Annotated in this window: 8 protein-coding genes; 5 read left to right on the forward strand and 3 right to left on the reverse strand. The window is 37.7% G+C overall.

The genetic code is table 11. From position 1 onward, the window contains the following. Nucleotides 1-57: 57 nt before the first annotated feature. The 3 genes from OK18_RS04445 to OK18_RS04455 all read right to left on the reverse strand — a co-directional run bounded on the left by OK18_RS04445 (nt 58) and on the right by OK18_RS04455 (nt 4,211). Nucleotides 58-672 (reverse strand): response regulator transcription factor, encoded by a 615-nt coding sequence (locus OK18_RS04445; RefSeq protein ID WP_050022174.1) that lies wholly within the window; start codon nt 670-672, stop codon nt 58-60. Next, entirely contained in the window at nt 644-3,637 is a 2,994-nt protein-coding gene (locus OK18_RS04450; protein WP_053327235.1) for a sensor histidine kinase, read from the reverse strand. Before OK18_RS04450 ends, OK18_RS04445 begins: the two co-directional genes overlap by 29 nt. A 280-nt stretch (nt 3,638-3,917) precedes the next feature. Then, nucleotides 3,918-4,211, reverse strand: a complete 294-nt coding sequence (locus OK18_RS04455) for a helix-turn-helix domain-containing protein (RefSeq protein WP_050022178.1) — start codon at nt 4,209-4,211, stop codon at nt 3,918-3,920. A gap of 182 nt (nt 4,212-4,393) precedes the next feature. On the opposite strand from OK18_RS04455, the gene ccoN reads away from it, so the two are divergent. From ccoN to OK18_RS04480, 5 genes are all read left to right on the forward strand, one after another. Then, nucleotides 4,394-6,673 (forward strand): cytochrome-c oxidase, cbb3-type subunit I, encoded by a 2,280-nt coding sequence (ccoN, locus tag OK18_RS04460; RefSeq protein ID WP_050022366.1) that lies wholly within the window; start codon nt 4,394-4,396, stop codon nt 6,671-6,673. A 19-nt stretch (nt 6,674-6,692) separates the two neighbouring features. Continuing rightward, entirely contained in the window at nt 6,693-7,580 is an 888-nt protein-coding gene (locus tag OK18_RS04465) for a cbb3-type cytochrome c oxidase N-terminal domain-containing protein (RefSeq protein WP_053327236.1), read from the forward strand. 287 nt (nt 7,581-7,867) lie between these two features. Then, nucleotides 7,868-12,889 (forward strand): translocation/assembly module TamB domain-containing protein, encoded by a 5,022-nt coding sequence (locus tag OK18_RS04470; protein ID WP_053327237.1) that lies wholly within the window; start codon nt 7,868-7,870, stop codon nt 12,887-12,889. Then, entirely contained in the window at nt 12,889-15,216 is a 2,328-nt protein-coding gene (gene tamL / locus OK18_RS04475; RefSeq protein ID WP_053327238.1) for a translocation and assembly module lipoprotein TamL, read from the forward strand. The genes OK18_RS04470 and tamL overlap by 1 nt, the downstream gene beginning before the upstream one ends. A gap of 11 nt (nt 15,217-15,227) precedes the next feature. Next, nucleotides 15,228-16,178 (forward strand): YihY/virulence factor BrkB family protein, encoded by a 951-nt coding sequence (locus OK18_RS04480; protein WP_053327239.1) that lies wholly within the window; start codon nt 15,228-15,230, stop codon nt 16,176-16,178. The last annotated feature ends 26 nt before the right edge of the window (nt 16,179-16,204 follow it).

Below are 16,204 nucleotides of genomic sequence, written 5' to 3' on the forward strand. Positions count from 1 at the left end.
TTTGTACGCATTTTTCTACAAACCTGTACTTATATTATGACACGGCCTATAATAATTTTAATGTATTTCGTTGTAAATCTTCAGCAATTCTACCAGATTGGTAATTTTTAATTTTTGGTATACTCTTCTTTTATAGGTTCCGACTGTCGATTCCTGGATATCCAGTACATTTGCAATCTCAAGATTTCCATTTCCTTTAGCCAGAAGATTAAAAACCTGAAGCTCCCTTTCTGATAAAGTTTCTGTCGGCTTTTTCTTTTTCATCCCTGTCACTATTTCATGCATAACTTGAGGGGGATAATAATAACCGTCTTTAAAAATAGCGTTAATTGTTTTCACAAATGTTTCCGAATCACTGAGCTTATTCAAGAAACCATTAGCTCCTTCCTGAATGTATTGTATAGCAATATTTTCTGTATGAGAGGTGAAAATCAGGATCAGTATTTTTTCATCAATTTTTTTAATCTCTTTGACCATTGACTTGAGAATACTTCCCGGAAGCTCAATATCAAGAATGACAAGGTCAAATGTCTCAGTTTTCACCTTTTGTTTTACTTCATGATACGTTTCTGCAAAATCAATCTCAAAATCATCAAAATTTTTCTCCAGAATCATGGCCGTCCCGATTCTTACCACATGATGATCATCTGCAATTAATATTTTTCTTGTCATATTTAATAAGGATTTTAATGATTGTTCCTTTAGGTGTATTTTTATGAAAAGTCATTTTGGAATTAATTTTCATCACCAGCTGAACCACCATATGCAGGCCAAGTCCATAGTTTTTTAATATCAGATGCCCGTGCTCCCTTTTCCTGAAGAGTCCCGAATAATATTCCCTCTGCTCATCAGACATCCCGTTTCCGGTATCAGTAATACAGATTTCAAGATAGGTTCCGGTACAGGCTGATGTGATAATAATATCCCCATCTGAAGTATTTTTTACTGCATTATCTATAATATTGTGGAAAACTACCAGAAGGATATTTTTATTCACCTTTGTTTTTAAATGATGGTCACAAAAATTATAGATGAAAGTATTTTTCTGAGCTGCAATTTCCTCAAACAGCAGTTTTTTGGTTTCAATTAAATCATATATCAGATACTCCTCTTCAGTACTGCTTTCCTGTTTATACAACTCTGTATATTCTTTAAGGCTTAAAGTAAATTTATAGAGTTGTTCAGAAGTCTTATAAATGCTGTCAAAGTATTTTTTCTGTGTTCTGATATCTCCTGATTGAGCAAGTTCCTGTGAAAGAAGAGCAATGAATTTAACGGGTGTTGTAATATCATGGCTGATGCTCTCCACTAGCTTTTTTTGGTAGTCCGATTCATTTTTAAGCTTAGTATTGGTTTCCTGAAGCTCTTTATCTTTATGGATAAGGGTATTTTTTAATACTTTATTTTTTACCCTTAAAAAATTAGTCCTGGCCTGTATAATGATGATAAGAATAAGAATAATTACTCCAACAATCAAAATTTTAAAGATCAGGGTCTGATAAAAATAAGCTTCTACCTCAACAGGAAGACTTTTATAAACAAACTTTCCATTTTCTGAAGATAAAAATCTTACCAGTAAAGTATATTTACCTGGTTCCACATTGGCCAGCCTGAAAATCTTATCACTTTTAATATCAACCCATTGGCTGTATTTTCCGTCTAAAAGTTTTGCCTGAATATAAATATTCTCCCAATCAGCATAGTAAGGGATATCTATATAGAGTTCAGCGTCTTTATATCCGCATTCCAGGAAAAGGTGGTCCTTTAGTTCCACCATCTTTCCTTTTATTTTTGCCCGTTCCAGATATACATCGTGGGCGCCCGGATAATAAGTTCTTACTTTTTCAGGATAAAAGAAAACAAAACCCGCCATAGAAGGAAAAACAAATTGCCCGTCCTCTAATACATGGGCACAAGGATTAGCACTTCCGTTGAACTCATTGTTTAAAAATCCGTTCTTTTTAGAATACCGGTAATAAGTAATTGCTCCTTTAGGGCATTTCATATACTGTAAAAGCATATTTTTATTGATCATGAACAGCCCGTTATCAGAAGAAATCCATAAATTGGAATTACTATCTTCCAGTATATAATGGGCATTGGCTAAAAAATCATTTTTATCAGTAGGGACTTTAACCGCCTTTTGATCTTTCAACAAATAAATACCTCTATTATAGGTAGTAAACCAGATATTTCCATCCTTTGTCCTGATGATCTGTTTCACCGGAAGGTTTTTACCGATCTGCTTTATCATTCTGTTCTGAGTGAAGGAAAAAACATAGATTCCATTACTGCTTCCCAGATAAAGAAGATCTTCATTATACCTTAAAACAGCATCTATATTGTCTTTACAGGGAATAACCTTCTGTATTTCCTCAAACCGGTCATGATTAAAAATATACAGGTAAGCCTGCTTTCCACTTAAAGCGGATGCCATATACAAGCCTCCGCTTTTATACAATCCGTCAATCTCCTTTCTTTTAAAAGTAATGGAATCATATTTTGTAAACCCTGTATTTTTATATCTTATATGGATCGAATTATTTTCTCTGTAAATAAGATTTCCGGAATCATCCTGAACAATGTACCGCTTGTCATAGGATTGAGGGGCTTTGTATATTCTTTTTGATTGATTATGATAATATCTTATCCCTTCCTGGGTTAAAATAGAATTGCTTCCATAAGGAGTTGCAGCATAACAGACTTCATCCTGATAGGGCAGATTCTTCCTGGAAACGGAAAAATCAGACAAGCTCAGAATTTTAAGCCCATTAATAGAACTTCCAATGTATAGTTTATTGGAAGCCTCGTCATAAAACATGGCGCCGGAAATTTCTTTATCAATTTCTTTATATTCCAAAAGATAAGTAAGCTGCAGATTTCCCTCTGAAAAGTGGCTCCTGTATATTTTTCCGTGATTGATTAAAAAAACCTGTCCTGTAATCTGTTGCCAATAGATTTTTGTTTCCGGATCGTTATACATCAACGGAACTTCAACAACCGAAAACTTTCCTTTGTACAATTGCAACATCCTCTTATTTGCGGGATCCCCGATAAAAATGTATTCGCCATGAACAAATAACTTGTTTAACCTGCTCCATGGGAAATCTGTAGCAAGTTTTGTTGTCTTTTTACTTTTCCGGTCAACATACACGATACTGTTATCTTCAAAATAATAAGAACCTGTATCCAGCCTAACAAAATAGGAATCTATATAATGAGAAACATATCTTGTAGTGATATTATTTTTAATAATCCTCTTATACCTTTTTTCCTTTGCGGAACCAGGCGCAAATTCATTATCAGCCGGTATAACCTCTGGCTTCCGGCAGGAAATCAAAAGAACTTTCGTTTCCGAAGTATTGAAAACGGCAATACTGTCTTTCTTTATGTTCCCATAAAAATCACCGAAACTTAAATTTTTAAGCTTAAAATCTTTGTATTGTACAAAATTGCTTCCATCATAACGCAAAATACGTCCCTCCATAGACAACCATATAAAGCCGTATTGATCCTTTACAATATCTTTGATGCTGTTTTGTGGCAGCCCATTATCCATGTTATACCATTGGGTAGTATAGCTTTGTCCGTTGCTGGATAGAAAGAACCACAGTAAAATAAAGGACAGAAGCTTCATTTAATTGATCAGGCATTATTTTCATCACAAATATATCATAGAAAATTAAAATTATTGTAAATATTTATCCACAATCATGTGATTTTTTTTCTACATAATTATTTATTACTATTTTATCTATTATAACAACTTTACCAGATCAATATATGCTCCCTCATTATTACCTTATACTCAGACATATAGCTAGAAACCCAAGGTTTGTAAATATTATCTCCTTTAGTAATGATAGAAGGTCATTATTTTTATTATAACTGAAATGTAGGAAGAAAAGGAATTCAATTTATAGAAGATCTTCCGGAATCGGAATATTGCTGTTTTTCATATATTCCACAAGATTATGGTATTTATCCTGATACTCATCCATTCCGCACTTATGCGAAATACTGCAGATATCTGAAGGCCTGATATCTAAAATGCCGGAGATTTTAGTCAGTATTTCCAGGTTGATTTTTACCTTGGAGTTTTCGATGTCAGAATATGCCTTTTGGGAAATTCCCATTTCGAAAGCCATGTATTCCTGTGTAAGATCCTTGCTCCTACGGATTTTCCTGATATTTTGTCCACATACTTTCATCGTTTCTGTTTTAGTAGTTTTCGGTATATTTTAGAAGATTATCTATTAGCCTCCAACAAAGTTAATAAATACCTTTGGCAAAACATTATACACGTTACATGATATTTATTTTCACTATGGAAAAAGGCAGAAAATAAACCTTTTCAAGGAAAATATCACTTCGGTAAACACTATTGGAATTTATGGAAACGCAAAAATTTAATTATGACAATAATATTGTCAGGGCATTCCTCTATGCTACAATCGTATTCGGACTCGTCGGATTTCTGTTGGGGCTTACTGCCGCACTGATGCTTTTTTACCCTGAATTGCCTGAATTTTTATTCGGGACAGATGATACAACGATTAAAAGTTTAGCTTCGGGCAATATCCAGGGACTGATCAATACCCAGGGAGCTATGGGCTTCGGAAGGATCAGAATGCTTCACACGAGTGCCGTTATTTTTGCTTTTGTTTGTAATTCCTTTTTCTGTGGGGCCTATTACAGTATGCAAAGGTTACTCAAAACAAGAATGTACAGCGATACCCTCTCATGGTTACATTTCTGGTCCTGGCAGTTTATGATTGTTACTGTAGTGATTACTTTCTTAATGGGAATCAATACTTCTAAGGAATATGCCGAACACGAATGGCCTATTGACATCCTGATTGCATTTTCCTGGATTATATTCGGAATTAATATGTTCGGAACCATTGCCAGAAGAAGGGTAAGACATCTATACGTAGCCATCTGGTTCTATATGGCTACCTGGATTGCTGTAGCCATGCTTCACATCTTTAATAACCTGGAAGTTCCTTTATCATTCACAAGCTGGAAATCTTATTCTGTATATGCAGGTGTAAAAGACGCATTGGTACAATGGTGGTACGGTCACAATGCAGTAGCATTTGTATTAACCACCCCTGTACTAGGCCTGATGTACTACTTTATGCCTAAAGCAGCACAACGACCGGTATTCTCATACAAATTATCCATTATTCACTTCTGGTCGCTGATCTTCGTATACCTTTGGGCCGGTCCCCACCACCTGCAATATACAGCATTACCGGCATGGGCCCAGGCTGTGGGAACAGGCTTTTCTATCATGCTTATCGCTCCATCATGGGGAGGAATGCTGAACGGGCTTCTTACCTTAAGAGGGGCCTGGGATAAAGTAAGGGAAAATCCAATTCTTAAATTCTTTGTGGTAGCCGTTACCTGTTATGGGATGGCCACGTTCGAAGGTCCCTTGTTGGCCACCAAATCTTTAAATAAAATCGGGCACTATACCGACTGGGTGATCGGACACGTACACTTGGGGGCTCTGGGATGGAATGGTTTCATGGCGTTCGGGGTCGTATATTACCTGGTTCCGATCATGTGGAGAACCAAACTCTGGTCAAAAAAACTGGCCAACTGGCACTTCTGGTTAGGAACATTAGGAATAATCTTTTATGCTGTTCCGATGTATATTTCCGGATTCACACAAGGATTGATGTGGAAACAGTTCAACCCGGACGGAACCTTATTATGGAAAAACTGGCTGGATACCGTTACAGCGATTATTCCCTATTTTAAAATGAGATTCTTAGGAGGTGTCCTTTATCTGTCAGGAGCTATTTTAATGGTAATCAATGTCATCAGAACCATCAAAGCCGGCTCATTCCAGAAAGAAGTTCCGGCAGAAGCCCCTGCATTAGCTAACATCGGTACCGCCAGAAAAGAAGGTGAAGGAGTACACTTATGGCTGGAAAGAACACCTACCCTGCTTTCAATATTAGCTTTCATTACGGTAGCTATAGGTGGACTTGTAGAAATCATTCCTACCTTATCACTAAAACAAAGTGTTCCTGCCATTACTGCAGTAAAACCATACACTCCTCTGGAACTGGAAGGAAGAGACTTGTATATCCGTGAAGGATGTAACTCCTGTCATTCCCAGATGATCAGACCTTTCCGTGATGAGGTTGTAAGATTTGAAGGAAAAAACGGGCAATATTCTAAAGCAGGCGAGTTTATTTATGACAGGCCTTTCCTATGGGGGTCTAAAAGAACCGGGCCGGATCTTCACAGAGAAGGAGGCAGAAATCCTGATTCCTGGCACTTCAAGCACATGTACAATCCGAGAATTACTTCTGCTGGTTCCATCATGCCACGTTTCCCCTGGTTAATTACCAATAAACTGGATCGTTCCCAAATGGCAGATAAAATGAAGTTAATGAAAAATTCATTTGCTGTACCTTATACAAAAGCTCAGATTGATTCTGCCGGTCAATGGGCAGATAACCAGTCAAAAGCTATTGTAAAAAGGATTTACGAAGAAGCTACTGACGTAAGAGATCAGATGAACAAAGAGAAAACAGCAAAAGGATCATCTTATATTCCTCTTGAGCAAAGAGAAATTGTAGCGATGATTGCCTATCTGCAAAGATTGGGTACAGATATCAAAACAACACAGATACAAACAGCAAGCACAGAGTAATCATTTAAACTGTATTACAATGAAAACGAGAACACCAATTTCAGTATATATCATCACAACGATAGGCTTAACGATCATGGCCTTTGAAATGTTCGCCAGTGATTCGGGTTATTTTTCTTCACCATTTTTCTGGGCATTGATATTGATTGCTATTATCCTTTTGCTCATTATGAATTCTATTGGAGACCTTATTGAAAATGAAAGTTTCAGCAGGTTATCCGAAGAAGAGAAAAAACAATATCTGGCAGAAAAAAATGTTCCCTACTACCTGAAACTATGGAACTCTGCATTCAAAAAACAATCTGCTACGGAAGAAAAAGATATTCTGATCGACCACGGCTTTGATGGAATTACAGAACTTGACAATTCTCTTCCCAAATGGTGGATCGGATTATTCTGGTTCGGATGTATTTTCTGTGCAGTATATCTTACAGCTTTTGCTTTTACCGATTACGCCCATCCTGATGCCGAATACACTAAAGAAACAAAGACTATGCTGGCTTCCATTCAGGAATATGAGAAAACAGCTCCCCAGATCAATCTGGAAAGTGCAAAATATAGTGCAGACAATATAGCTGAAGGCCAGGAGCTTTTTAAAACCAATTGTGTAACCTGCCATGGAGATGGTGGAAAAGGAGGTATAGGTCCCAACCTTACCGATACCCACTGGATCAATATCAAAGAAAAAAGTTTATTTAAGAATGTTTTCTGGATGCTTGAAAACGGTTCTCCCAATAATCCTACCATGAGGCCTTTCATCAAAGAAGGAACCATTACAGGAAGAGATGCCGAAAAAATTGCAGCCTATGTTTACCATATCAACCAGGAAACTCCTCCTGTTACCCAAGCCCAAGGTGGAGCAGCTCCGCAGGGAGAGGAAGTAAAATGGGAAAACGGAAATCAATAAAGCTGATTATCTAATCTTATAAACCATGCCACGCCCCCTTTACATTTACTAACATTTGAATTTTCATTTTTGCTAACTAACCTTTTCAACACTAAAAAATGATACAAAGGGGGCTTTCTAAAACATAAAATCCGCACCTTGGCCTGTCTTCATCAACTATTCACTTGACAACTACAAACTAAATTCCATAATAAGGCAGCCAAGGCAGGATTTTTGCATTCGCAAAAGGGACTACAACAGAGAACGAATAAATTAGTATTATTATCTTTGTTACAAACCCATTCCATTTGAAACTAAGAATCAACAAAAGAAAACTTTTAAGGCGTATTGTAATAACCTTTATTTCAATATTGGTTCTTCTTACCCTGTTGATACTGAGCTTAAGACTTCCTGTGGTTCAGAACTTCATCAAAGACCGACTCATTGTTTACCTTGAAAAAAAGATAAAAACTCCGGTAAGCCTTGAAAGAGTTTACATCGGATTTCCCAACAGTCTTGTAATGGAAAACCTGTATCTCAAAGGTCAGGATGTAGATACTCTTTTAGCGGTCAAAAAGCTGGACGTAGGCTTACATATGCTGAAGCTTATCAACTCTACAGCAGATATTACCTCCGTCAATATGGAGGGTGCCAGGGCCAACGTGGTAAGGAAGCCGGATGGTAAATTCAATTTTGATTATATCATCGATGCCTTTGCTACCAGTGATAAAGAGGAAAGTCCTTCCAAGCCTTTTATTATTTCTCTTGATAAAATTAATTTAAAAGATATCGGAGTTACTTTCAACGACCAGCAATCGCGGAATGATATTAAACTCTATTTTAAGTCTTTTGATACCAGGGTCAAAAAATTTGATCTCAATAAAAACACGTACGCTGTTAATGATATTAACCTGGACGGGTTAAAGTTAAAACTGAAGCAGGATATTGTAGAAGAAGTTTCCAAAAAAGTTGAAAAGAAAGTTGATTCTCTCAACCAAAAAAAACCTATGAGTATTGGACTGAGAGGAATCAAATTAACCAATTTCAACATTGACTATGGTGATGAAAATACCAAAACATTTGCCAAGGTTTTATTCAAAGAATTAAGCACCAGGGTTAACAAGCTGGACCTTGAAAACAACGCTTACAATGTAGATAACCTATTTCTTTCCGGAGCTGATATCAATGCCAATCTTTATCTTCCTGCCCGGAATGCCAATCCTGCCAAAGAACCTGAAGTTTCAAAAGCCTCAGAACAGGACAAGGCTATGAAGCTGCTTTTAGGTAAGCTGGTTCTTAATGATGTACAAGCCACTTATAACAATACTGCGATTGCTCCCACCAGACAGGGGATAGACTTCAACCACCTGAATTTTTCAAAAATGAATGTGGAAGTAAGAAGTTTCAAAATGGAAAACAACACTTTTGCAGGCACGGTTAATTCTGCAGAAATACAAGAAGGAAGAGGACTGGATATCCAAAAGTTCAATACAGATTTTGTATATGCAGAAAAGGAGGCTTACCTCAAAGATCTTTATCTTCAGACACCGAAAACTTTACTGCGTAATGAAGTTATTTTAAATTACAACTCCATAGATCAGCTGAGCTCCAATCCCGGAGCGGTAAAGATTTCAGCCAATATTAAAGATTCCAAAATCAGTTTTTCTGATATTCTCAATCTGGTACCTACTTTAAGGAATACGGTTCCGTTCAACAAATATCCGAATGCAATTCTTAATGTCAACGCCAATGTAAAAGGCAGTGTGAATGATCTGCTCATTCAGGATCTTAAAGTATCAGGTCTGGATCAGCTCAGAGTGCTCGCTTCAGGGAAGGTTAAAAATGCCATGAATCCTGATCAGCTGTACTATGATCTGAGAATCGGGGAGTTTTCTTCTGAGGCTAAGACCATTTTTAACCTTGTTCCTAAAAATACAATCCCTTCCAATATCTCTCTGCCGACCCATTTCAGCATTAAAGGAGATGCGAAAGGAACTACTAAGGTTATCAACACTGATCTTAACCTCTATTCTACTTTGGGCAATGCAGCCGTGATAGCCAAAGTAGATATGCGCAGAAAAAATCATGAGTTGTATGATGTAAAAGCTAATCTTCAGGGTGTCCAGGTAGGAAAGATTATTCAGAATAAGGACATCGGCCCGGTTACAGCACAGATTGCTGCAAAAGGGGAGAGTTTTGATTTTAAAAATGCCCATGCAGATCTGAAAGGACATGTAGCTTCCGCCGTATACAAAGGTTACCGGTATCAGAATATGAATCTGACCGGTACTATAAAAAAAGGAGCTTATCATGTTATATTGGATTCAAAAGATCCTAATGCCAGTTTACAGCTCACGGCTTCGGGGGTGTATAATGAAAAGAACCCTACTGTAAAAATAAATGGAGAGGTCATTAAACTGGATGTCAACAAACTTGGTTTCTATGAAAAGCCGATGATCATTGCCGGCAAGATTGACGGTGATTTTACGAGTCTTGATCCGAATAACTTGAACGGATATTTAAATCTGAAGAATTTTGCATTTTCTGATACCAAAGAGGTTTATCCGGTACAGGAAGTTAACCTTAAAGCTTTATCCACCATAGATTCTACACAGATTATTTTGAATTCTCAGGTCGCTGATCTTGAATTGAAAGGAAAATATAAACTTACCCAGATTTTTGGAGCTTTGACACAGACGGTCAACCAGTATTACCAGTTCCAGAAGCCGAGTAAAAGCCAGAAAATTGATCCGGGACAGCATTTTGCCTTTACCGCAAAAATCAAGAATGATGATATCATCAGAAAATTTGTTCCTGACCTGAAAAGCTTTGAAACCATTAATTTAACCGGAAATTATGACGCCGATTCCCAGAAAATTGAAATTGACGGACAGATTCCACAATTATTGTATGGTGAAAATACCATAGAAACGGGAGTATTAAAAGTAACCAATGAAAATCAGGCACTACAATACAATCTGAATGTAGCTGCTTTAAAAAGCTCAAGCTTTTCCTTAAATAAAATCAGTATCGATGGAGATGTTGCCGACAACACGATTAATTACAACATCACCACGAAAGATGAAAAGAATACAACCCGGTTCCTTGTTGCCGGAAAAGCAAAATCATTGAATGACATTACGGAGGTATCCCTGAATCCTAATGGATTAAAGCTGAACTACACCGATTGGAATGTTGCTGAAAACAATAAAATCCAGATCAGCAGTAAAGGAATTCTCGCGGATAACTTCATCCTGACCAACGGAGGCAGTGAGATTTCTCTCCAGTCGGAAACCAACAGTCCTAATAGCCCTTTAAATGTTTCGTTGAAAGATTTCAAAATTGAAACCATTACTGAACTCATTAAGAAAGATACGGTGCTTGCAAGAGGAACTATCAATGGGACAGCACAGCTGCGGAATATGATGAAGGATATGACCTTCACTTCTGACCTGAATATTTCAGATCTGATTGTCTATGGCAGTCCTGTTGGAAATCTTGCTGTAAAAGTGAATAATTCATCACCTAAAATTTTAAATGCAGATATTGCCCTTTCCGGAAATAATAATGATGTAAAAATCCTTGGGGATTACAATACTTCTTCCGGTACATTCGATCTGAATATGGCAATTAACCAGCTTCAGATGAAAAGTATACAAGGGTTTTCAATGAATGCCATCACCAATACCGAAGGTTATCTCTCCGGAAACTTAAAAATTACAGGAAGTACTGAAAAACCTAATATTCTGGGCAACATTAAATTCAATGATGCCGGGCTGGAAATTGCGAAAACAGGAAGTGATTTCAGAAAGCTGAATGACGGGATTGATTTCACAAGCCGCGGCATTGAATTCAATAAGTTTAAGATTAACGATAAAGACGGAAATGCTCTTGTTGTAGACGGACAGGTCCTTACTCAAACCTATCGTGACTTTGCATTTAATCTGAATGTCAATGCGAAGGATTTCAAGGTGGTGAATTCCGAAAAATCAAATGATGCTATGATGTATGGTATTCTTGCTATTGATGCAGGACTTCGTGTCCGGGGTAATCTGGATTTGCCAAAGGTAGACGGAAGGCTGAGTGTTGCTGATAACACGGATTTCACTTTTGTTCTTCCTCAGTCTACTCCTTCGTTACAGGAAAGAGACGGCATTGTAGAGTTTATCGATCAGGACCAGGTTGTTTTAAACAAAACCATCAAAACGGATTCCCTTAATACACAGAGCCGCATCAAAGGCATGGATGTAAATGTGAATATTGAGGTAAGTAAAGAAGCTAAGCTTTCCCTGATCATAGATAAAGCGAATGGAGATTTTGTGCAACTGCAGGGGGAGGCAGAGCTTACGGGAGGAATTGATCCCTCCGGAAAGACCACTTTAGTAGGCGTGTATGAAGTTGATAAAGGAAGCTATGACCTTACGGTAAGCTTTCTGAAACGGAAATTTGATATCCAGAAAGGAAGCACGATTACCTGGACAGGAGAACCTACCATGGCAATGATGGATATCACCGCCGTGTACAAAACCGAAGCACCTCCTATTGATCTTGTGGAACAGCAGATCAGTGGACAAAGCGCCTCAGAAATGAATCAGTACAAACAGAGAATACCTTTCAATACTTTATTAAAAATGAAAGGTGAGCTGTTAAAACCTCAGCTTAGTTTTGACATTACCACAGAAGAGAAGAACAATTCGATATCAACCAATGTAAAGGATGTGATCGATCAGAAGCTTGCCCAGCTCAGAACCCAGGAGTCTGAAATGAATAAGCAGGTATTTGCTTTGTTGCTCCTGAATCGTTTCATCGGGGAAAATCCATTTGAAAGTGGTGCAGGGATGTCTGCAGAAACCATGGCCAGACAGAGTGTAAGTAAGATATTATCTCAACAGCTGAATAATCTTGCTGCAGGACTGATCAAAGGAGTAGATCTTAATTTTGGACTTGATTCTTCAGAGGACTATTCTACCGGACAGAGAAATACAAGAACCGACCTGAATGTAGATATCAGCAAAAAATTACTGAATGACCGGCTGAAAGTAACTGTAGGGAGTAATTTCGGACTGGAAGGACAAGCCCGTCAGAATGAAAACATGACGAATATCGCAGGAAATGTTTCTGTAGATTACAGTCTTTCTAAAGATGGAAGATATATGCTGCGAGCTTACCGTAAAGATGAATACCAGGTAGCTTTGCAGGGACAGATTATAGAAACCGGCCTTGGATTTATCATTACCCTGGATTACGACAAATTCCGGGAGATTTTCCAAAAAACCAGAGAGAAGAAACCTAAAAAGAATCCAAACAATCAAGTGGTAGAATTTAAATAATGAGTAAAAAATTCCATACATATTGTAAATATCTGTTGGCTTCCGGATTGGTATCAGCAGTAATCTCCTGTAGCAATACAAGATTTTTGAAAGAAGGTCAAATGCTTTATACCGGAGCCGAGGTAAAGATTGAAAATGACACGATTTCGAAAAACGAGAAGAAAGAGCTTCAGTCTGCATTGGAAGCCAATCTTACTCCAAAACCTAATTCTACATTTTTGGGATTGCGTCCAAAGCTGTATTTCTACAATATAGCCAAAGAACCCAAAAAAGATAAAGGTTTTAATTACTGGCTTAAATACAAAATCGGGGAAAAGCCTGTTTTATTAGGTGATGTAGACCGGGAATTCAATAAAGATATCATTGTGAATTATTCTGAAAATAAAGGATATTTCAACGCAAGAGCAACTTATGATACGGTTTCAAAAAATAAAAAAGCTCAGGTCATTTATACGGTAAAGCCAGGCGCCAGATATCTTATCGACGGAGTAAAATTCCAGAAGGATTCTACTCTTGTGAACCAGGAAATTCAGAGCTTAGCCCATAAAACACTTCTTAAAAACGGAAAACCATTTGACCTGGATGTGATCAAAGCAGAAAGGGAAAGAATTGATAATGGCTTAAAGGAAAGAGGTTTTTATTATTTCCATCCGGATAATATCATTGTGCAGGCAGACAGTACTGTAAGCAAAAATCATAAGGTAGAGCTTAATGTAAAGCTTAAAGATAACACTCCTGATCTGGCAACCCAGCAATTCAGTATTGACAAAGTTGTTGTATTTCCCAATTATAATATTCAGGATGTAAAGGACGGGAAATACAGTATCCCGATGGATAAGGATTCGCTTTCAAAATATGCTTTTGATGATATTTATGTCATAGATCCACAACATAAATTTAAACCGAAAATCTTTGACAGAGCATTGTATTTTAAAAAAGGAGATCTTTATAACCGCTCCAATCATAATCTTACCTTAAACCGATTAATCAGCCTTGGCGTTTTCAAGTTTGTAAAAAATGAATTTATCACATCAGATTCTTTAAACCACAAATTTGATGCTTATTATTTACTGACTCCAAGACAAATTCAGTCATTACGGCTTGAAGCTTTGGGGAGAACAAACTCTGCCAATTATGGTGGTGGTGAGCTCAATCTGAACTGGACTCATAGAAACTTCTTCAGGGGAGCCGAGCAATTCAAGGCCGCAATTTACGGAGCTTTTGATTTCCAGATGGGCGGGCCCAAGGATGCTAATAATATTTTCCGTGCCGGTGCCAATGTACAGCTTTCTATTCCCAGAATTGTGGCTCCATTCCGCTTTAACTCCTCCAGTGCCTTTGTTCCGAGGACGAATATTACATTAGGATATGAATTCCAGAACCGTACTCAATATTACACACTTAACAACTTTACAGGTTCATTTGGCTATGTCTGGAAAGAGAATATAAGAAAAGAGCATGAGCTGAAGGTAATTGATATTACATTAGTTTCTCCCGCTAATGTTACTGACACCTATAAAAAATTATATATAAATAATGATGCTATGAGAAGGGTCGTTACCGAACAGCTTATTTTCGGGCCTACTTATTCTTATACTTACACCAATACCATGCTGCCGAGAAAGAATACCTTTTACTACAAAGGGACTCTGGATCTGGCTGGAAATATTACGGGGCTTGTTACGGGAGCCAATGCAAAAAAAGGGAAAGAAAAAGAAATCTTCGGGATACCTTTCAGCCAATATGCGAAGATTGAAAACGACCTCAGGTTCTACCACAAGTTTACAGAGAAAACATCTTTTGCTACAAGACTGATTGCCGGCATTGCTTATCCCTATGGAAATTCAGAGTATGTCCCTTTCTCAAAACAGTTTTTTTCCGGAGGTAGCAACAGTATCAGAGCTTTTCGTGCAAGGACATTAGGCCCTGGAAGCTTTGATCCTAGAACTTTACCGGAAGGAGGTTTTTTTGATCAATCCGGGGATATCAAGCTGGAGTTAAATGCTGAGTATAGGGCTAACCTGTATAAATTTTTAAACGTTGCCGCTTTTGTTGATGCCGGAAATATATGGCTCATTAATAAAGATAAAGAAAGGCCGGGAGCTCAATTTTCAAAAGATTTTTTAAGCGAAGTTGCCGTAGGGGCCGGAGTTGGTCTGAGACTTGATTTTTCTATCCTGATTTTGAGGTTAGACTTGGCCATGCCATTGAGGGTTCCTTATTATGAAAAAGGAGACCGGTGGACCTTTGATAAGATTAATTTCGGGGATCCAGGCTGGCGAAAAGACAACCTCATTCTTAATATTGCTATCGGATATCCGTTTTAATATGATTTGATATGATAAATAATGCTAAATTTTTCTGGGAAGTTCTGAAAGATACATTTACGGAATGGAATAATTCTTCTGCATCAAAAGATTCGGCAAGTTTAGCATATTATGCCATTTTTTCAATCCCCGGATTATTGATTATCATTATCTGGGTACTGGGAAACTTTTTCGGAGAAGAAGCCATCCGCGGGCAGATCAGTACACAGATCAGCGGTATCATGGGGCCTGATGTGGCAAAAAGTATTGAAGGCATGCTTGCCGGAGCACTCATTGACAAAAAAAATATCTTTATGAAAGCTGTAGGTGTGGGCGCATTGGTCTTCGGTTCCACTACCCTTTTCTTTCAGCTTCAGCATTCGTTGAATGCACTATGGGATGTAGAAGCTGCTCCCAAAAAAGCTTTTGTCAAATTTTTATTAGACAGAGCCAATTCCCTTGGAATGATCCTGATTCTTGGATTCCTGCTGATGATTACCATGATCTTATCTTCATTAATCAGTCTTTTTAATACAATCATCACCCAGTATTTTGGATTTGAAACCTATATGCTTGTTGAGGTCGTCAATTTCTCAATCGGATTCGGGCTTGTCATGCTCTTATTTGCCCTGATGTTTAAAGTACTTCCTGATATACAGATTACCTGGAAGTCCGTTTGGCGGGGTGCTTTTTTAACTACAGTGTTATTTACATTGGGAAAATTTTTATTAAGTCTTTATTTCAACCAGGTAAAACCTACTTCAGCGTTCGGGGCTGCCGGAACGGTGATTCTGATTATGATGTGGATTAATTATTCCTGTATGTTGATCTTTTTCGGAGCCAAGTTTACCAAAGTCTATACCTACAAGAAAGGTTACCCGGTTATTCTTTCCAAGCATGCAAGATGGAGTGCTTCCAAGCTGTATGCCGACAGCCTGAAACAGATGCATGGAGATCAGAACAATGATGATTCAAATAAGTGATCAATACTTACGGCAGTTCCGAAGTA

Source organism: Chryseobacterium gallinarum (assembly GCF_001021975.1).
GTDB lineage: Bacteria > Bacteroidota > Bacteroidia > Flavobacteriales > Weeksellaceae > Chryseobacterium > Chryseobacterium gallinarum.

Bases quoted from the DNA above. Each gene is read 5' to 3' on its own strand.
- OK18_RS04445 (WP_050022174.1), bottom strand. From the start codon at position 672: ATGACAAGAAAAATATTAATTGCAGATGATCATCATGTGGTAAGAATC.
- OK18_RS04450 (WP_053327235.1), bottom strand. From the start codon at position 3,637: ATGAAGCTTCTGTCCTTTATTTTACTGTGGTTCTTTCTATCCAGCAAC.
- OK18_RS04455 (WP_050022178.1), bottom strand. From the start codon at position 4,211: ATGAAAGTATGTGGACAAAATATCAGGAAAATCCGTAGGAGCAAGGAT.
- ccoN (WP_050022366.1), top strand. From the start codon at position 4,394: ATGGAAACGCAAAAATTTAATTATGACAATAATATTGTCAGGGCATTC.
- OK18_RS04465 (WP_053327236.1), top strand. From the start codon at position 6,693: ATGAAAACGAGAACACCAATTTCAGTATATATCATCACAACGATAGGC.
- tamL (WP_053327238.1), top strand. From the start codon at position 12,889: ATGAGTAAAAAATTCCATACATATTGTAAATATCTGTTGGCTTCCGGA.
- OK18_RS04480 (WP_053327239.1), top strand. From the start codon at position 15,228: ATGATAAATAATGCTAAATTTTTCTGGGAAGTTCTGAAAGATACATTT.